Annotated in this window: 16 protein-coding genes and 1 pseudogene; 5 read left to right on the forward strand and 12 right to left on the reverse strand. The window is 40.4% G+C overall.

Features of this window, described 5'->3' with window-relative positions:
• Positions 1 to 37: 37 nt before the first annotated feature.
• Positions 38 to 1,024, reverse strand: a complete 987-nt coding sequence (locus ACQKMH_RS13345) for a Gfo/Idh/MocA family protein (RefSeq protein WP_427587954.1) — start codon at positions 1,022 to 1,024, stop codon at positions 38 to 40.
• 206 nt (positions 1,025 to 1,230) lie between these two features.
• On the opposite strand from ACQKMH_RS13345, the gene ACQKMH_RS13350 reads away from it, so the two are divergent.
• Positions 1,231 to 2,016, forward strand: a complete 786-nt coding sequence (locus tag ACQKMH_RS13350) for an SDR family oxidoreductase (RefSeq protein ID WP_427587955.1) — start codon at positions 1,231 to 1,233, stop codon at positions 2,014 to 2,016.
• Positions 2,017 to 2,097: 81 nt separating this feature from the next.
• On the opposite strand, the gene ACQKMH_RS13355 is transcribed toward ACQKMH_RS13350, so the two are convergent.
• Together ACQKMH_RS13355 and ACQKMH_RS13360 are read right to left on the reverse strand one after the other, a co-directional pair.
• The gene (locus ACQKMH_RS13355) at positions 2,098 to 3,321 is read right to left on the reverse strand and encodes a multidrug effflux MFS transporter (RefSeq protein WP_427588507.1); all 1,224 of its coding nucleotides are present in this window, start codon (positions 3,319 to 3,321) and stop codon (positions 2,098 to 2,100) included.
• Between the two features lie 397 nt (positions 3,322 to 3,718).
• On the reverse strand, positions 3,719 to 4,696 hold the full coding sequence (locus ACQKMH_RS13360) for a 2-hydroxyacid dehydrogenase (protein WP_427587957.1): 978 nt from the start codon (positions 4,694 to 4,696) through the stop codon (positions 3,719 to 3,721).
• A gap of 252 nt (positions 4,697 to 4,948) precedes the next feature.
• Between ACQKMH_RS13360 and ACQKMH_RS13365 the strand changes: the two genes are divergently transcribed.
• Entirely contained in the window at positions 4,949 to 5,914 is a 966-nt protein-coding gene (locus ACQKMH_RS13365) for an MBL fold metallo-hydrolase (protein WP_427587958.1), read from the forward strand.
• Positions 5,915 to 5,972: 58 nt separating this feature from the next.
• On the opposite strand, the gene ACQKMH_RS13370 is transcribed toward ACQKMH_RS13365, so the two are convergent.
• Together ACQKMH_RS13370 and ACQKMH_RS13375 are read right to left on the reverse strand one after the other, a co-directional pair.
• The gene (locus ACQKMH_RS13370) at positions 5,973 to 6,944 is read right to left on the reverse strand and encodes a TRM11 family SAM-dependent methyltransferase (protein WP_427587959.1); all 972 of its coding nucleotides are present in this window, start codon (positions 6,942 to 6,944) and stop codon (positions 5,973 to 5,975) included.
• A 157-nt stretch (positions 6,945 to 7,101) separates the two neighbouring features.
• Positions 7,102 to 8,193 carry a CotH kinase family protein gene (locus tag ACQKMH_RS13375; RefSeq protein ID WP_427587960.1) on the reverse strand — a complete coding sequence of 364 codons (1,092 nt, stop codon included), beginning with the start codon at positions 8,191 to 8,193 and terminating at the stop codon, positions 7,102 to 7,104.
• A gap of 155 nt (positions 8,194 to 8,348) precedes the next feature.
• Here ACQKMH_RS13375 and ACQKMH_RS13380 point away from each other — a divergent pair.
• Both ACQKMH_RS13380 and ACQKMH_RS13385 read left to right on the forward strand, forming a co-directional pair.
• Positions 8,349 to 8,405 (forward strand): annotated as a pseudogene (locus tag ACQKMH_RS13380) (hypothetical protein); the annotation flags it as partial.
• A 19-nt stretch (positions 8,406 to 8,424) separates the two neighbouring features.
• On the forward strand, positions 8,425 to 8,883 hold the full coding sequence (locus tag ACQKMH_RS13385; RefSeq protein ID WP_427588539.1) for a hypothetical protein: 459 nt from the start codon (positions 8,425 to 8,427) through the stop codon (positions 8,881 to 8,883).
• Between the two features lie 74 nt (positions 8,884 to 8,957).
• Here the strand turns inward: ACQKMH_RS13385 and ACQKMH_RS13390 are convergent, their stop codons facing one another.
• Genes ACQKMH_RS13390 through ACQKMH_RS13400 form a run of 3 tightly spaced genes read right to left on the reverse strand, consistent with a single transcriptional unit; the run spans position 8,958 to position 11,698 of the window.
• The gene (locus ACQKMH_RS13390) at positions 8,958 to 9,269 is read right to left on the reverse strand and encodes a DUF3870 domain-containing protein (RefSeq protein ID WP_427588508.1); all 312 of its coding nucleotides are present in this window, start codon (positions 9,267 to 9,269) and stop codon (positions 8,958 to 8,960) included.
• A 21-nt stretch (positions 9,270 to 9,290) separates the two neighbouring features.
• Entirely contained in the window at positions 9,291 to 10,496 is a 1,206-nt protein-coding gene (locus ACQKMH_RS13395) for an acyl-CoA dehydrogenase family protein (protein WP_427588509.1), read from the reverse strand.
• A gap of 14 nt (positions 10,497 to 10,510) precedes the next feature.
• Positions 10,511 to 11,698, reverse strand: coding sequence for a CaiB/BaiF CoA transferase family protein (locus ACQKMH_RS13400; RefSeq protein ID WP_427587961.1), 1,188 nt, complete (start codon positions 11,696 to 11,698; stop codon positions 10,511 to 10,513).
• Between the two features lie 405 nt (positions 11,699 to 12,103).
• On the opposite strand from ACQKMH_RS13400, the gene ACQKMH_RS13405 reads away from it, so the two are divergent.
• On the forward strand, positions 12,104 to 13,042 hold the full coding sequence (locus ACQKMH_RS13405; protein WP_427587962.1) for a DHH family phosphoesterase: 939 nt from the start codon (positions 12,104 to 12,106) through the stop codon (positions 13,040 to 13,042).
• Positions 13,043 to 13,137: 95 nt separating this feature from the next.
• On the opposite strand, the gene ACQKMH_RS13410 is transcribed toward ACQKMH_RS13405, so the two are convergent.
• The 4 genes from ACQKMH_RS13410 to ACQKMH_RS13425 form a co-directional block, all read right to left on the reverse strand.
• Positions 13,138 to 14,148 (reverse strand): aliphatic sulfonate ABC transporter substrate-binding protein, encoded by a 1,011-nt coding sequence (locus ACQKMH_RS13410; RefSeq protein WP_427587964.1) that lies wholly within the window; start codon positions 14,146 to 14,148, stop codon positions 13,138 to 13,140.
• A 35-nt stretch (positions 14,149 to 14,183) separates the two neighbouring features.
• Positions 14,184 to 14,942: an ABC transporter permease gene (locus ACQKMH_RS13415; RefSeq protein WP_427587965.1), complete on the reverse strand. Its 759-nt coding sequence runs from the start codon at positions 14,940 to 14,942 to the stop codon at positions 14,184 to 14,186.
• Positions 14,875 to 15,717, reverse strand: coding sequence for an ABC transporter ATP-binding protein (locus ACQKMH_RS13420; RefSeq protein WP_427587966.1), 843 nt, complete (start codon positions 15,715 to 15,717; stop codon positions 14,875 to 14,877). The genes ACQKMH_RS13415 and ACQKMH_RS13420 overlap by 68 nt, the downstream gene beginning before the upstream one ends.
• 282 nt (positions 15,718 to 15,999) lie before the next feature.
• Positions 16,000 to 18,102 carry a YhgE/Pip family protein gene (locus ACQKMH_RS13425; protein WP_427587968.1) on the reverse strand — a complete coding sequence of 701 codons (2,103 nt, stop codon included), beginning with the start codon at positions 18,100 to 18,102 and terminating at the stop codon, positions 16,000 to 16,002.
• Positions 18,103 to 18,392: the final 290 nt, after the last annotated feature.

The following is an 18,392-nucleotide window of genomic DNA, read 5'->3' on the forward strand; positions in this document are numbered from 1 at the left end:
ACATCCATTTATCCCCTTCCTACTTGGCGATGACCAATTATAATCGGTCTGCCGGAAAGACAGTGCCTATTTGCCTTCTTGCTTCATCCATGATTTCCATAGTCAAAAGTGAATTTGAAAATGAATTTATATCAGACTCCGTTTTTCCCTGCTGTATCAATTCAACAAATTCTTTCGCTTCATAATACATAGAAGGCATGTCCTGTTTAACCGAAACATTATCAGCCGTTCCATCCCGATACTGAATATCCACCGCTTGCGGTCCTGAAATTTTCTTTATTAGGATACTCCCAAGTTCGCCTTGAATTTCCGCTGGCTGATTCGATTCAGTAATCTTAGAAAACATGACGACTGCCTCCATTTCATCATAGGAAAGCAAGATCGTACCCTGTCCGTCAACTCCTGATTCAAGCATTGTTCCCGATGCCTGCACCTTGTTTGGTTTACCAAACAGTGCAACAAGCGGATATAGGACGTAAATCCCTAAATCCATTAAAGAACCACTGGAGAATTCAGGATTGAACGCATTGAGCACAGTGCCTTGTTTATACGCATCATAGCGTGATGAATATTGACAAAAGCTCCCTGTAAAACGTCGTATTTTACCGATTTTACCTAGATTGCTTCTTACACTTTCGAAATTCGGCATGAGGGTCGATTTCATCGCTTCCATCAATAGCACTCCATTTTGTTGGGCAGCCTCTATCATTTCCTTCACTTCGGACGCATTTGAGGCCATAGGTTTTTCACATAATACATGTTTTTTATTTTGTAAAAACAACACCGCTTGCCTGCAATGATGGGAGTTAGGACTGGCTATATATACAGCGTCGATTTCATCGCTTGCGGCCATTTCTTCTAAATTTGTAAAAATTGTATGTACTTCATATTTACTCGCAAATTCCTTGGCTTTCTCTTCTGTACGTGAATACACAGCCGTTAACGATAGATCCTCTATATGCTTTGCAGCCTCCAAAAATCGTTCCGTTATCCAATTTGTTCCTATTACACCTAATCGTATCAACACCCTATCCCCTTTCAAGCTAACTAATCATGTCCTCAATATACAGACATTTCACTGAAAAACAAAGTAAAATGAACACGAGCAACGGTTTAAATTGGATTTTTTAGGCAATATTCGTTTATAATTTTCCTGTATTACCACTGCCATGATGTTTCTACATACTCCCTAAACGGGAAAGAAAACTAAAAAAGGAGCGTGTGAAGTTTATGACAGATTTAATGAAAAACAAAGTGGCCATCATTACCGGTGGAGGATCGGGAATTGGCCGGGGTGCTGCACTGAAACTAGCTGAAAACGGCGCGAACATCATCTTTTTTGACCGTACAGTCGAAAATGCAGAAAAAGTGAAGGAAGAAGTTGAAAACCTCGGTCGAGAGGCTTTAATCATTAAAACGGATGTATCAAAGGCCGATCAAGTTGAACATGCCTACAAGGCCGCCTACGATCATTTTGGAAAAATTGATTTTGTATTCGCCAACGCAGGCATCAACGGAGTGATCGCCCCTATAGAAGATATAAAGCCAGAAGATTGGGATCAAACACATACCATCAACCTCAAAGGCACCTTTCTCACCATCAAATACGCCATTCCATATATGAAGGAAACGGGTGGCAGCATCGTAATCAACAGCTCCATCAACGGAAACCGATTTTTCAAAAATTTTGGTTTTTCCGCTTATAGTTCATCCAAAGCTGGTCAAGTCGCTTTTGGTAAAATGGCTGCACTCGAATTGGCAAAATATAAAATCAGGGTCAATACCATTTGTCCAGGCTCAATCGATACGAATATACACGATAACACTTTCCCGGAAGATGAAAACTTAAAAAAAATCAGGATACCCATTGAATATCCGCAAGGCTCACAACCCTTGGCTAAGAAAGCAGGAACTACCGAGCAAGCAGGTGATCTAGTATTATTCCTCGCTTCAGACATGTCTTCCCATATTACAGGCACGGAAGTTTATATCGATGGAGCAGAATCACTATTGTGATTCATACAGCCATAAGGATCGAAAGAATCCATTAAAGAAAAAAGCTGAAATCCTCTAATGGGACTTCAGCTTTTTCTTTTTTTAAGCAACTCGCCTTAAGCCACTGCGGGCAAGTATTAAATAAGCGGACATGGCCAGGATATGACAACCTATCATGACCATTCCCATCGGCAAGGGGGAATCACCTGAGCCTAAGCCTACCAGCGGAGCCATCAGTGATCCTAATATGAAAGGAAGCAGTCCAATTAAGGCCGAAGCACTGCCTGCTGTTTTTTTCTGATTTTGCATCGCTAAAGAAAAACTCGTTGTACCGACAATACCGACGCTGGAAACCGAAAGGAACAAAGCGACCAAGATTCCCGCTAACCCAATTTCGAGAAGGACTGAAAAAAGAAGGAGCATTCCTCCAAACAAAGCAAGACATAATCCTATTTGAAGCAGCTTTTCTTCTTTAACCTTTCCTGCCAGCTTTCCGGCCACTTGGGAAGCAATGATGATGCCAATTCCGTTTATGGCAAAGATCAGGCTGAATGTCTGTGGGGAGACCCCATAAATGTTCTGGAGAACAAAAGGCGAGCCGGAAATATAAGCGAACATAGCGGCACTTATAAATCCTTGTGAAAAAGCATAGCCCATGAATATGCGGTCCTTCAATAAGTTCCCAAAGGTCATGATTGTATCGCTTACTCCCCCGGCACTCCTGAGGTTAGGAGATAGCGTTTCCTTTATCCCCAAAAATGCGGCCGCAACCATAAGGACACTTAATATTGAAATGACGATAAAAACTCCCCGCCAAGAAGTGAACTGCAAAAGTTGACCACCAAAAACTGGAGCCAAGATCGGCGCCGCACCATTTACCAGCATTAACATGGAGAAGAACTTGGTCAAATCCGTTCCTGAAAAAAGGTCACGAACGATGGCCCTTGAAATGACGATGCCACCTGCTCCTGCAATCCCTTGGATAAAACGTAATAATAAAAGCAATTCAATAGTTGGAGCAAAAGCACATAACAGTGATGAAATGCAATAAATGGATAACGATATGATTAACGGTGTCCGTCTTCCTTTAGCATCACTTAGTGGCCCTAAATAAATTTGGCCTAAAGCCAATCCTAACAAGCAGGCTGTCAAACTCAGCTGGGCTAAAGACGTACTGCTTTTCAGATCAACTGCCAGTGTTGGGAGTCCCGGTAAATACATATCAAGTGACAGTGGTCCAATCGCTGCAAAAGACCCTAGCATAAGTGCCAGCAGCAGTCGTTTGGATTTTGTCATTTCGTTGTGTGATGATATTTTTTCCTTCATTTCAATCATTATTGCCCCTATCCCTTTCAACTAGTTGTTGTTCCTAAATACACTTGACTTTCTTTATTTTACAAAAAAACCTGTCAATTTACGATAAGTATGCTTCCTGGCAGCACCCTTTTCTAGTGCACGTCACCGAATATCTACCCCTACCGGAAATTCAAACTTGTTTTCCAAGCTAAAACGTCTATTTCATTATCATACTGCGAAACTAAACAATGAGGTGGTCATCATCACTAGAAACATTTATTCGATTCACCATTAAAGGACCAAGCAATCCTCCAACTCCAGATAAAATGACATGGGGTATCAATGATGTTAATGAATAATTCCCTCACCTGCTCATTAATAAAAATGATTATAAAGTTCAATTTTAAAAAACGACACCCTAAGGGGGTCATTTACTTTTATTCACCACAACTAAATTACGGGGAGTATCACCAGCTAATCCCTCCATCAAGTTTTGCACAGCGAGAGTTGCCATTTTCAATCTTGTGGCGATGCTTGCACTCCCGATATGAGGTAATGTAACTACATTGGGCAATGTAAGCAGCGGGTGATCCACGGGAATTGGTTCCTCTTCAAATACATCCAATCCTGCCGCCCAAATCTCACGATTCTTCAGCGCCTTGTATAACGCCTTTTCATCAATAATCCCACCTCTTGCCGTATTAATGAGCACAGCGGTCCCTTTCATTAATTCCAGCTGCTCCTTGCCGATCATATAAGCGGTTTCCTGTGTGAGCGGCAGCATGACGCAAACAAAATCAGAGATTTGTAGCAATTTTTCAAGTGGCAGATATTCGATTCCTAATTCTTTTTCCTGTTCGTATTTACGGCTGCGATTAAAATAAACTAAGTTCATATCAAAGCCCTTTGCTCTTTTAGCAAGGGCTTCACCAATTCTCCCTAACCCGATGATACCCATCGTTGCACCGTACACATCTTGTCCGGTCAGCTGCATTGGGGACCACGTTTCCCATTTTCCACTCTTTAAATAATCTTCCGCCTCCATCAGCCTTCTTGCGGTTGCAAGCAGCAAGCCGAAGGTTAAATCAGCAGTCGTTTCCGTTAAAACACCAGGTGTGTTCGTTACCATGACGCCCCTTTTTGTGGCACTAATAACATCAATGTTATTATGGCCAACTGCCATATTCGCGATGATTTTCAGATTAGTGGCCTTTTCAATCAGTGACTCATCGATTTGTTCCGTCAACAAGCAAAGCAGCCCCTCGACTTCTTTCATTTCTTCTTCAAGGACTTCTCTAGGAACCGGTATATCCTCCTGGTCCCACATCCTTACATCATAATTCTTACATAGACCATCGATGATTTGTTCTGGCAATTTCCTTGTAATATAGATCCTTGGCTTCATTCTATATCCTCCTATACAGCTTTATTCATTCAGCAATTGTACTTTACGCCTTTTAGCTTTCAATGATTAATGATAAGACCCTTCATTTCCACGCGTTCTGTCTATTAAATTCTCTGGATCCTGGAAATTTCAGCTTGACAGTTTCATTCCATTTAACTAATCATAGAATAATAACCCTTTAAATTTCAATATTTAGTCAAATGCAATTTTTCCAATGAAGGTTATCTCAATTTAGGAGGATATGGGACATTCATGAAAACTAATACAAAAATTAAAATTTTTCCAATTATGGCTCCAAGTGCTTTATCTTTAAAAAGCATAAACTTTTATTTAGTTAAACAGGATGAATCCTTAACATTAGTCGATGCTGGTATGAATGATGACATTTGCTGGAATGCATTGCAGGAAACATTAAAGAAAAATGGTTATACCCTTAAGGACATAACGGAAATTTTGTTAACCCACCACCATGGAGACCATGTAGGTTTGGTAAACCGGATTACATCACTTTATCCGATTCCCGTTTATGCCCATACTAAATCCGTTCCTCGTTTAAAACGGGATCCTGACTTCTTAAGTATGAGAATTGAATTTTATAAGCAGCTTTATCTTGAGATGGGCTGTGGTGAACTTGGTGAAAAACAAGTAGCATACCTATTCAATGCAGTCGATAATAACAAAGACCAAAAACTGAATTGTGACATCCTCGAAATCACGGAAAAACAAATGCTGAATTTCGAAGTGATCGAATTTCCCGGACATGCCCCGGATCAAATTGCCTTCCTTGACAAAAAGGAGAAACAGCTTCTTGCCGGTGATTTATTGATTGAACATATATCAAGTAATGCTTTGATCGAACCTGATGAAAACGGCAATCGAATGCTGACTCTTGTGGATCATATCGACTCATTAAAGCGGTGTTTAGCTTTACAGGTGAAACTCCTCTTACCTGGTCATGGTAACATCATTGAACAGCCTGGTCCTTTGATTGAAAAAAGACTCAATAGCATTGAGAGAAAATCACAAAAAATCTTGGCAATGATAGAATCTGGAATTTCTACAGGCAATGAACTAGCAAAGGAATTTTACAAACAAAAGTATGTAACAGAGTTCCCGCTTGTCATGTCAGAAATCATCGGTCAATTGGATTACTTAGAATATAAGGGAAAGGTCAAGAAACAAACCATCGAAAATGTAGTTCATTATCAAGCTATGTAACAATCAAAAAGGCTGAAATCCATTTTAGATTTCAGCCTTTTCCAATCCCTGACCAAATTCACACACAAACTACAACTTGTCTGGAAAAAATTCCTTTCTTGGCTACACAGCGATCAGCAATTTCAAAACCCGCTTCACAAATCATATGATCCATCGTGTCAATCGTTACGACAACGACCTTGTCTGCAAAGCGCCTCGCATGTTTAAGGATAGAGAGTTGATCATCCGGTGTCGCATGTGTATATAAGTTGTAAGGCATATCGATAATCGCTACATCATAGTTATTGGTGACCTCCGAAATCGGACCAGTAGTTACATCACCTTCTAGTCCGAAATAGGCAATGTTCTCTCTAGAGCCATCAGTAACAAGTGGGTTGATATCTCGGCCAACAATATTTATCCCCATTGATAGTGCTTCTACCAATACCGTACCGATTCCGCAGCATGGATCAATGGCTTTGATTCCATCTGGATGTGGAACGGCAATGTTGGCAATGGCTCTCGCAACTCTTGTGCTAAGTGCTGTGGAATATTCACGCGGCTTCTTCATATGATGTAACCAAACCGCTTCGGGTTTGACATACTTCCCAAAATACCAACGGCCTCCTAAGGTCACTATTCCAAAGACCTGATCAGGATTACGCACATCCGCATTTCCTTGAATGTGCCAGCCAATCTCCCGTTCAATTTCACGCTGTCCATCATAATCTATTTTTGCTTCTTTATTCAAATCATTAATTTTTACGAATAATACTTTGAATGTTGAATTAGGCAATTGAATATCCTTTACTTGCTCAACAATGTCGGATATGCTATCCCCTTCAAACATGACATCGACCCGCCCTTTAATAAAAGGACTTCTGCTCGGCTCAATTTCTATATCACTTTTCAAAATATTTTCCGTAGTCTCAAAGCCAAAAAACGAGCGCATCTCCATTTTAGATAATGAGCGTTCGTCAGGGCTGCAGGTAAAGGTATATATATATGCCGGTATACGGCTGTGATTAGTCAATCCATTCCCATCCTTCATTTTACTTTAGATTATATCTTTCTATCAAACATAGCTGTAATAGGTTAGAAAAGCAAATGGAATCGAGCGGAAAACAGCAGGGAGTGTTATTATTTCAACACTCCTGCTGTTTTTTTCATTGTCCAATCATACTCTCCATCTAAAGTAAGGGAAATTATTAATCCAATTTATATAGCCGACTATTTATATACTTTGCACGGGCCTTTATGAATTTCAGGATAAAATCGGGCTCATTGTCAAATTTCTCCTTTTCATCCTTGATATATGGATCTTTTGAAACATAAGGTCTTATTTGATCATGCATTCCAGAAATGATAGGTTTCATATACTTAACGTTAAACTGGGTGTTCAAAATCTCCATTAGAAGACTTTGATATCGAACACGAAATGTCCTTATATCCAGTATTCTAGCAGTCAATGTATTAAACCCCTCGATTCCCACATAGTCCTCTTCCATCACTTTCCCATTGACATCCCTACCCCATGTCGCATCATAGTCCCAGGGTATGATTTCAAAGAGTCCTGTATTTCCATTCCGATATAAGGCATAGTTATGAACGAACCCATCATAGTTTTGCGTCAATATGACACCAGCAAGCCACCGCAGATACTTTTCCACATCGACATATTTTACAATTTCCTTTTCAAAATCCACCCTTGGAATTGTATTGATTTGCATAATCAATTCTTGTAAATATAATTCATCTTTTGCTGCGCCGCATTTTTTTTGATATCCCATCTCCAATGATTTTTTGATTCCTTTATCCAAATCGCTCATTAATGAGAAATTGGCATCACCGTCCACTGCATAGAAAATGGACCCTTTTGGTAAATCCCTTTTCCTCAAATAATATTCATCCACTGATTCCAATTCTAGATATATTCCCTCGTCCTTTCCGTTCAGATTCAGGAAAACGAACTGGGATTTCGGTGATAAGGTCCCTATATCCGCAAAAAAATCCAAAGATAATTTATTTCTTAGTAAAGATCTATCCTTATACTCTCCATTTAAATGAATTTCCTTGGCGTTCCTAAATGTATTAGGTTTATAAAAAACTACATTATAAGACTTTTTCCGAAAACTTCGGATATGTGAGCCACGGTAAACAATATCAATATCCAGTTTTTTTTTGTTGATGGTTAACTTTGCAGGTACAGGATCATTACACCATATATCGCTGCGAAGATCCTTTAAATTTACAGGTGGAATAAAAAGCTGATACACAGGCAGCTTCTTGTCAGCATTCATATAACCTAACCCTTCCCTTTCACTTTCATATTAAATTATGGAAAAAAAGCAAGAGGTGTCACCCAAAACAAATTTTTAAATAAAATTGTGCTATTACCTCTGGCATATTACGTACAAGGGCATAGTTTAACGTATAGAAAGGGGGATATATAAATATGTCTGACATCATTCAAAATATACAAAATGCGGTGGATAGAGCCAATTCCTTCGGCTTAGGCGATTTCATGTATAATGACCCATGTTCAAAAGGCCGTTCTTCACGTAAAAACAACAATAATAGACGAACTTCCCGCAGAAGAACTCAACGTTGCACTAGCAGGAGGAGGTCCACTTCCGGCACGCAAAGACGCTCCTGCTGGAAACGGAGATCTACATGCAGCACCCAAAGGCACACTAGCAGGAGGAGGTCCACTTGCAGCACCCAAAGGCGCACTAGCAGGAGGAGGTCCACTTGCAGCACCCAAAGGCGCACTAGCAGGAGGAGGTCCACTTGCAGCACCCAAAGGCGCACTAGCAGAAATCGGTGTTCTTCTCACAACTGCAGATGCCACGGCAGCAGCAGAAACTTCCGTAGGAAATGGAATTGGGGCTTCTAGGTTCACGAACCCTTTTAATGTATTTGTACAAAAATATACTGAAGGGCAAAGAGGTGTTTTCTTCAACACCTCTTTTTTATATCCCGAAAAATGAAGGATTATTATAATTAAGATCCTCAAAAAAAGATCCTACCCTCTTACATATCGGTAGGATCCTTCTATTTTTCTTTATTTAACGGAGACCAGTTCGAATTGTGCATACACATCTTTCAGCCCGGCTTGTATGGCTTGGCCAGCCTTTCCACGATAATACATTTGTACGCGATCAATTAGTTCTTCGATCCCATCTTTCAGACAGTAACCGCGCAGCAATTGACGAATGAATTCCCTGCCATGTTCTGTGGCAAGTGTACAGGATGCCTCGACGATAACACCATATTTAAAGTCCAGTTCTACAGTTATCGTGATGGAATCATATATATTTCTCGCTGCCATACCTTGTGGAAGTTTTGCATGCCCTGCAATTAAATATGTGTTCATCATCTGATCTCCTCTATATATTTAATGTACGGAAACTTGCTCGAAGGGCCATGCAGGCAATTGCTTTCGAAGCTCTTTATCTTTTCTGTAGCCAAGTGCGTATTCACCCTGCATCATAGTATGAATTTCACGGGTTCCCTCGTAAATGACAGGAGCTTTTGAATTCCGCAGAAAACGTTCGACCGGATATTCATCAGAGTAGCCATAGGCGCCATGGATTTGAACGGCATCATTGGCTGCTTCGTTAGCAGCATTACATGAAACCCACTTAGCAAGCGATGTTTCCTTCGTATTCCGTTTTCCTTGGTTTTTTAAAGTCCCCGCTTTAAAGACAAGTAATCTTGATATCTCTAAATTTGCAGTCATCTTGGCGATCATCTGTTGAACTAGCTGATGCCTGCCAATCTCTTTTCCAAATGTACTTCGTTCATGGCAATACTTCAAGCTTGCTTCCAGGCTTGCTTCAATTAATCCTACAGCACCAGCGGCCACTGTAAACCGACCACTGTCCAATGCCGACATGGAAATTTTGAAGCCTTCTCCCTCTTCACCAAGCCTATTCTCCACCGGAACTTTTACATCCGTTAAAAAGATTTCGCCTGTATTCCCTGCACGAATCCCTAATTTACCTTTAATGGCTTTCGACTCCACTCCCTCAAAAGTTCTTTCTACAATGAAAGCAGTAATTCCCTTTGAACCAAGATCATGATCGGTCTTGGCAAATATGAGGAAATGATCCGCATAATCACAGAGTGAAATCCATGTTTTAGATCCATTTAAAATATAATGATCCCCAACACGCTTTGCCGTTGACTTCATGGCCGCTACATCAGACCCTGCATTCGGTTCAGTCAGACCAAAAGCACCAATCTTGGTCCCTTTTGCTTGCGGAACTAAATATTTCTGTTTTTGTTCTTCCGTCCCCCATTGCAACAGAGTCATGCTATTCAAGCCTGTATGTACAGACACTGCAGTTCGGTAAGCCGTATCGCCTCTCTCCAACTCTTCACAAACGATTGCCAGGGTATTATAATCCATTCCGACCCCGCCATACTCTTCGGGTATACAGACGCCCATCAATTGTAATTCGGCTAGTCTTTTTAAAATATGGGGTTGAAATTGACCTTGCCTATCCCATTCTTGAATATATGGGATAATTTCCTTATCGACAAATTTCCTTACCACTTTTTTCACGCTTTGCTGCTCTTCTGTTAATTCGAAATTCATCATCAAAATTCCTCCTAAATAATTTTATTTTGCTTAAATTTGATTATTTGGTCCGGGTCATACCCTATTTCAGCCAAGATGGAATCGGTGTGCTCTCCATACAGCGGTGGGTGGTTTCTCATCGTGACAGGCGTTTTTGAAAGGTTAAGGGGCGATCCTGTCATTCTAAGGTCTTGGATTGTAGGATGTTCCATTTTCACCAACATGCCCCTTGCAATGATTTGTGGATCTTCGAACATCTCTGCAATATCATTAATCGGACCATTCGGTATCCCTGCATCATCAAACATCATTTTCCACTCTTTCTTTGTCTTTCCTTTCAATGAATCCTCTATTAGAGATATTAATTCTTCCTTGTTCAGCAAACGATTTTCGTTATGCTTAAACTGTTCCCGCTCCGCTAAATCGGGTTTGCCGATAACAGTTGTGAATCGCCTGAACTGCTCATCATTCCCTACAGCCACCACGAGCTCTCCATCGCTTGTACGAAATGTTTGATATGGAACGATATTTGGGTGTTGGTTTCCCATCCGTTCAGGAGTCAAACCGTTGAATAAATAGTTGCTGGCGACATTCACTAGTGAAGATACCTGACAATCCATTAACGAAATATCTATTTCCTGTCCTTCCCCCGCTTTATCCCTATGATGTAAAGCTGATAAAATGCCAATGCATGTATATAAGCCAGTCAATATGTCAGCTATGGCCACACCGACTTTTACGGGGCTCCCATCCTTTTCTCCTGTAATGCTCATCAAACCACTCATCGCTTGAATGATATAATCATAGCCAGGTAAATCTTTATAAGGACCGGTTAAACCGAATCCAGTAATCGAGGCCATGATCAGTTTGGGGTTGAATTCCTTTAATTCCTCATAACCTAATCCCATTTTTTCCAAGGTACCCGTCTTAAAATTTTGAATCACTATATCCCCGGAAGACACCAACTTTCGGAAAATCTCTTTCCCTTGTTCCGACTTTAAATTCAGGGTCATGCTTTGCTTATTTCGATTCGCACATAAATAGTAAGCGCTTTCTCCTTGGGCGAAAGGCGGGCCCCATCCTCTCGTTTCATCACCTGATTCATGATGTTCGATTTTAATAACATCGGCACCCAAATCACCAAGAATCATTGTACAAAACGGCCCTGCCAAAACACGGGATACATCAATGACCCTGACTCCTTCCAAAGCTCCATTCATATCATCACCCCTTTCAAACTATCGCGATACAAAAAAAGAGCCAGTAAAACAAACAATGTTAATACATTGAACGTTTCACTGACCCTTATCCACGCACTGTCTTCCTGCAAAGGAAGATCAAGTGAACCAAGTCAATTTTTATGAATTCCAGATTTATAACAAGCCGGCCATGCAGCAAGGTAACTTGCTGTCATCGGTTTGGTAAATTAAGTATAAATCCATTGTTTGAATTTTGCAATAACTTTGTTTGACGGTCGATTGATAATGCTTAAATATTCTTATACAATACACAGTATTTGAAATTGCCTTTATTCGTGTTAAATGTGATGATTGGAGATACTTAAATGATTCGTTCGATCCATTAACGCTCGACAGGCAAGGAAAGATTCAAAGGGAGATGGCAATATGGTCAATAAAAAAAAGGAAATAATCGAAGCGATCAAGAAATACCCAACGATAATCATTCACCGCCATGTTAATCCGGACCCTGATGCATTGGGATCACAAATCGGCTTACAACGGCTATTGAAGCACTCTTTCCCTTCCAAGGAAGTTTTTGTGGTAGGCGATGAAGTGGATAGGCTTTTATTCATTGGTGAAATGGATGTCATTACCGATAACCAATATAAAGGGGCTTTAGTCATTGTGTGTGATACTGCCAACATTTCACGAATCAGTGATCCCCGCCATGAACTCGGGGATATGCTGATCAAAATTGACCACCATCCCGAATATGAATTATTTGGCGACATTTCTTGGGCCGACCCTACTTATAGCTCTACATGCGAAATGCTTGTTGAATTAAGTATGGAATTTCATGAAGACTTTACCCTGAATAAAGAAACGGCTAAAGCACTTTATGCAGGGATACTTAGTGATACAGGGAATTTCATGAATGGGAATATCACTCCTAGAACATTAAAAATGGTTTCGCATTTAAGAACTTATCGTTTTCAGCCAGAAAGAATCCATAACTTTCTTAATTTAAAAACGAAAAACTCTTCAAGGCTTCAAAAAGACATACTCATGAGCTACAAGGTAACCAACAAAGGGGTAGCTTACTTCATTATTACGGAGGATCTGTTCAATATGTATGGAGTAGACCGAGTCGAAGCTTCGAATTTAATCAATACGCTTTCAAGCGTTAGAGGCAACAAGATCTGGGCGTTTTTCATTGAATATCCTAAGGAAATCCGTGTCAGGATTCGTTCACGGAATATTCCCATCGATTCCGTAGCCCGTCAATTCAATGGAGGCGGACATTCACTGGCTTCAGGTGCAACCATCCATTCCTGGGAAGAGGTTGATCAAGTTATTCAAGCATTGGATCAAGTCTGTCCATAGTGGGGAGTCATTGTTTGCAGTAGAAATAAAAATTCCTAACTTCATCACAAAAAGACGCCCAAGCCCGAACGGCTGAGGCGCCTTCTTATTTCAAGTTACTTGGTCACTTCTCCAAGAATGGATAAATCGATCAGGCCTTTTATATCACTGCTAGGAATATAACCCGTCTCTTTGCTTATATCAGCCATTTCCTGAATGACTTGCTCATTCACATCAGTTGTCACTTCCAGGCGTGAAAATGCCGAGGCAACTTCTTCTTTACTTAATTCTTTTCCGGTCAGTTTCTTCAAATGCTTAATAACTAGTTCTTGGCTTTCTTCAGGATTTTTTTGAATAAAATCCACCGCTTTCTTATGCGCTTTCAAATAGGAAGCAGCGAGACCTTTTTTATCCAAGAACTTCTGGCTTGCAGCCACTACCGTGTTTGGTGAATCTTTTCCCCATGCAAACTGATCCCAGTCAAGCACTAACTTTCCCTTTGCCTGGTTTTCCAATACATATCCCCATGGTTCCTGGGTCGCTGCTGCATCGACTGATTTTTGGACAAAAAGAGCAGTTGTATCAGCAGGTGCTGATGCATATAGCTCAACTGTTCCCCCATTTGTTGTCGGTTTTAAGTCAACATCTTGAAGTGCTTTTCTAAGCATGACATCCTGTGTACTACCTATGACGGGAATCGCTACCTTTTTACCATCCAAATCTTTTAAATCCGTAACCTTGCTTCCCTCGCTTGCCACAAGAACGGCACCGCCATTAACAGCTCCAGAGATTAGGTGGTATTCCGGGTTTTTAACGTAAAAGTTAAGCAATGGACCAGGTCCGACGGTTCCGACGTCAATAGCGTTTGTAGCCATTGCTTCCATAAATAATCCGCCATTTGCCACCGTTTTGGTTTCTATCTTAACATCTTCACCGAACTCTTCTTCAAAATAGCCTTTTTCAAGCGCAATGATCGTTGCACTATGAGTTAAATTAGGAAAATATCCGATTTTCACGGTTTGTTTCCCAGAACCCTTTCCCTCGTCTTCACTGGTGGACTGGGCGCACCCGCTTACTATTCCGATGAACAATACAGACAAAATAAGGGCAAAAAATGATTTTTTCATATTTTTCTCTCCTTTTTAACTATGATCTTATAAAACTACCGATGATTCACTCCCCATTTAAGTTGAACACTCCGTTCGAGACGGGAGAAGACTACATTATCGACGATTGTTCCGATAATTGCGATAATGATCATTACGGAGATGACCAAATCCATTTGACCCAATGATCTGCCCATTTCAAGCAATTGTCCAAGACCGCCTCCTCCGCCAAGCAGTTCACCGGCCATCAATGCGCGCCAAGAAAATGCCCACGCAATTCGAAGTCCGGAAATTATTTGCGGGACGGAAGCTGGTAAAATCACGGTGCGCAGAAAGTGAAAACCTGTCGATCCATATGTTTTGGCAACCCGTTGATACAACTGGGGCACATTTCGGAATCCGCTGGTTGCATTAACTGTCATCGTCCATGTTGCACCGATGGTGACGATAAAGAGAATCGAGAAATCATTCAACCCAAACCAAATGATCGCTAAAGGGAACCAAACGATACTCGGGATGGACTGTAAGGCCGTCACGACGAATCCTAAAGTATCTTCAACCAGTTTGAAGCGCCAAATGAAATAGCCTAATATCAGACCTACTATAATGGCAATCGTAAAGCCGATCAGGATACGGCCGAGGCTTTTCCCGATAGCTTCGGTTATTTGTCCGCTTACTAGCCCTTTAAACAAAGTTTCCAAAACCTGAGTCAGGCTTGGGAACATGAAATCCGGAAGACTGGATAATCTAGATGTGACTTCCCATATCCCCGCTATCATCGCGATGAATATGATTCGTCTTAAAGCTGTAATCATTCCCCATTTCCTCCTTCAACACTTTTTCAATTTCCTCCTGCAAGATAGATAGAACCCTTTGTTCAGTATGTAAAGTGACACTATCTGGCATAACTCCATCTTTCATGGAAGGGACGGAAATCGTCTCTTTAATTTTCCCGGGACGGGTTGCAAAGACGATAATTTTTTCGGAAAGCTGAACGGCCTCACGAATATTATGGGTAACGAAAAAGATTGTCACCTTTGTTTTTCTCCAGATTTCGAGCAACTCTTTATGCAAGACCATCCTCGTTTGCTCATCTAGCGCAGAAAATGGCTCATCCATCAATAGAATATCCGGTTCCATCACCAGCGCTCTTGCGATGGCTACCCTCTGTTTCATGCCCCCTGATAGTTGATGTGGATAGGAGTCCACATAACGGCTGAGATGAACCATTTTTAAAATGTCCATTGCCTTCGATTTAGCCTCTTCTTTAGGCATTTTCTTTAACTTCAAGCCGTATGTAACATTTTCAAGTACCGTTAACCAGGGAAATAACCCCGCCTCTTGAAAAACTACCACCCGTTCCGGTCCTGGCTTCATCACCTTTTTTCCAGCTACACGTATTTCACCTTTATCAGCCTTATCAAGGCCGGCGATTAGATAAAGGAGTGTCGATTTCCCGCATCCCGATGGTCCAACGATCGAAACGAAACTTCCTTTCTCGACCTCTATGTTAATCTCGTCGAGTACCTTTGTGCGTTCTTTATGTTCATTCGAAAAACTTTTTACAATGCCATCTATTGTTAAATACATAAAGTCACCCCACTTTTATATCGCATCGATTCACAAAACATTATTTCTTAATAATGATTAATCCAATGGTTTTTGTCAACTATAAAAATGCAAAAATTCTAATTTTTTGATATCTTTCTATTTAGCTGTCAATTCAATGACCATATCAAAAAACTCACTTGACAAATTCCTGACTTCATACAAAAGGCCTGAGCCCTTTTATTAAGGCTCAGGCTGATTTTATAATTTTTTGAAGCACCTTGAGTGCCTTGCATTTCAAGGTGCCCCATAAACATTGAGTGTCTAGAAAATCCTGCTTCCATACAATTTACCCTTCATCTTTTGCGTCCTAGCATGCAATGGCTTTTTCAAAATGATACCTATAAGGAACGCGATTAATAAAAAGAGAAACAAGATGAAAATATCCTTGCCAGCAACACTCCAAGTTATTCCACCCACCGATTCACGAAGTAAGCCAACGGCATAGGTGAATGGCAAAAAGGGGTTGATATGTTGGAAAAAGGGCGGTGTCACTTGAATGGGGAAGGTGCCGCCTGAACTTGATATTTGAAGGACCATCAAGACTACACTCAACCCTTTTCCAACATTCCCTAGAACCGAAACCAATGTATACACAATCAGTGTAAATACTGTACTTATCAAGACAGAAAACATGATGTACTCAAATTTATCCGCTACATACACATCAATCAGAATAATATTTCCAATGGAAACACTAAGTGCCTGCATTAATCCAATGATGAAGAATATAAGGTACCGCCCAATATAAACTTGATACGGGCTGTAAACTTTATGAGAAACACCAACGCTAAGCATGGAAATCAAAATTGTGCCGCCAACCCATAGGGATAGTGCCGTGAAGAAAGGAGACATGGCAGATCCATAGTTTGGGATTGGAAATAAACTGTGTTTATTGAGCAGTACTGGTTCTGAAAAAAAGTCACTTTCTTGTTCAATGTCATTCCTCAGGAACGCAATCACTTCTTCCATATTATAAGACTTATCGATTTCTCTCATTTTAGATGCTAGTGCCGTTATTTTCGATTCTATTTCCGGAAACTTTTCCTGTAATTTATCGATTTCTCCTGTACGTGTTTCCAACGTCCGATTGGTCTCATTCAATAGTGTCTTCACTTCTGGAAGAACCTGGCTGCCCTCCGTCATCGTAAGCTGAACTTTCTGCAATATGGAATCCGTTTCATTCCATATTGCATTGAATTTTGGACCTGTATCACTTGAATAGTTATCCTGGAAGCTTGCCAAGACTTGATCATTGTTCTCACCAAGATTTATAAGTGAGCCGAAGGAGCGATTATTCAGCGCTTGAAGTTGTTTCGAAACGTTATCCCGAAGATCATCGACTAGCTGTATTTCTGGTTGTAGCCCGTTTTTTGCACTAAATTGATTGACTCTCACCAATAAGTTAAACATGCTGTCCAAAAGATACAACTCTTTATTTATCCTCGTTATCCCTTGATCAACTAGCTGATCCGCCTCGTTGCCCAGCAAATCCTGAGCCGTTAACCGGTTTGCCAGCACTAATATGGATTCATTATCACTCCTTAAATTCGCAATATCATTTTGCAAGAGTGGATTCATTTCTTCGAAAGCCTGCCTTGTTGAATCTACATAACTAGAAACGTCAGACACCAATTTATCTTTCTGCGACGTTATTCCTTCTATCGCACCGAGACCATCATTTACCATTTTAATGATATCCTCTGCCCTTTTTACATGTTTTTGAACAGTTTTGATATTTTTTTCTATCTCAGGCAGCTCCCCCTCTAATAAATACACCATATTTTTCATTTTTTGAATGGTTGGCAACTCATTTTGCAACGTGATACCCAGTTCATTAAAGATGGCAAGGATACTCCCACTAGCTGATTTAATAAAGCTTTTGCTCACATTGTCTACAATGCTGTTGGCTCCTGCTGCCGTAATTTTAGGAGCAATGGAATTGATTTTTTCATTCACATAGTAATCAATCTCCGCTTTCATAGGGTCATCCGTCATGATGGTCGCGATATGCTCCGAAAAATTCTCTGGAATAATGATAGTTGCGTAATAATCCCCCTTTTCCACCTTTGCAATCGCATCTTTTTCAGTTGTGAATCTCCAGCCTAAATCTTTATTCCCCTTTAAACCCTCTATGACTTCCTTTCCTAAATTCACCGTTTTACCATTTAGCTCCGCACCTTTATCATTATTGGAAACACCGACGAGGATCCCTTCCGTGTTTGCATATGGGTCCCAAGATGCGACAATATTAAACCATGCATAAATGGACGGGATGAACATAAGAAAAATAACAACGATCCAAACAAAGAAGTTTTTATAAATGCTCTTTAAATCGTCAATAAAAATTTCCCGAATATTTCTCAAAACATACCCCCGTACAAACGTATTTTGATACTATTATTCGAAGAAATTTCTTATTCAATACTAAGTAAACATATCCATGGATTATTCAAATCAAATAAAAAAAGCATGTAGCGAGCCACTTGCTTCTTAAAAGGAAGTATGTTTCATAATTTGATTAATTCTTCTTAACCTCACACCAATGGAATAAATCTATCAACTTATGTTAGATGGGCCCCCATTTCAAGACGGTTTCTTGTCTTTTTCCTTTTTTAGTTACAGAATAAAAGGTTTGCTGTAAGAACACACTATCA

This window comes from Peribacillus sp. NPDC097895 (assembly GCF_050277555.1).
Classification (GTDB): Bacteria; Bacillota; Bacilli; order Bacillales; family DSM-1321; genus Peribacillus.

Coding starts and splice junctions, on each gene's coding strand:
- ACQKMH_RS13410 (WP_427587964.1), bottom strand. CDS start 14,148: ATGAAAAAATCATTTTTTGCCCTTATTTTGTCTGTATTGTTCATCGGA.
- ACQKMH_RS13395 (WP_427588509.1), bottom strand. CDS start 10,496: ATGAATTTCGAATTAACAGAAGAGCAGCAAAGCGTGAAAAAAGTGGTA.
- ACQKMH_RS13360 (WP_427587957.1), bottom strand. CDS start 4,696: ATGAAGCCAAGGATCTATATTACAAGGAAATTGCCAGAACAAATCATC.
- ACQKMH_RS13355 (WP_427588507.1), bottom strand. CDS start 3,321: ATGAAGGAAAAAATATCATCACACAACGAAATGACAAAATCCAAACGA.
- ACQKMH_RS13370 (WP_427587959.1), bottom strand. CDS start 6,944: ATGAAGGATGGGAATGGATTGACTAATCACAGCCGTATACCGGCATAT.
- ACQKMH_RS13390 (WP_427588508.1), bottom strand. CDS start 9,269: ATGAACACATATTTAATTGCAGGGCATGCAAAACTTCCACAAGGTATG.
- ACQKMH_RS13400 (WP_427587961.1), bottom strand. CDS start 11,698: ATGAATGGAGCTTTGGAAGGAGTCAGGGTCATTGATGTATCCCGTGTT.
- ACQKMH_RS13365 (WP_427587958.1), top strand. CDS start 4,949: ATGAAAACTAATACAAAAATTAAAATTTTTCCAATTATGGCTCCAAGT.
- ACQKMH_RS13405 (WP_427587962.1), top strand. CDS start 12,104: ATGGTCAATAAAAAAAAGGAAATAATCGAAGCGATCAAGAAATACCCA.
- ACQKMH_RS13375 (WP_427587960.1), bottom strand. CDS start 8,193: ATGAATGCTGACAAGAAGCTGCCTGTGTATCAGCTTTTTATTCCACCT.
- ACQKMH_RS13420 (WP_427587966.1), bottom strand. CDS start 15,717: ATGTATTTAACAATAGATGGCATTGTAAAAAGTTTTTCGAATGAACAT.
- ACQKMH_RS13385 (WP_427588539.1), top strand. CDS start 8,425: ATGACCCATGTTCAAAAGGCCGTTCTTCACGTAAAAACAACAATAATA.
- ACQKMH_RS13415 (WP_427587965.1), bottom strand. CDS start 14,942: ATGATTACAGCTTTAAGACGAATCATATTCATCGCGATGATAGCGGGG.
- ACQKMH_RS13350 (WP_427587955.1), top strand. CDS start 1,231: ATGACAGATTTAATGAAAAACAAAGTGGCCATCATTACCGGTGGAGGA.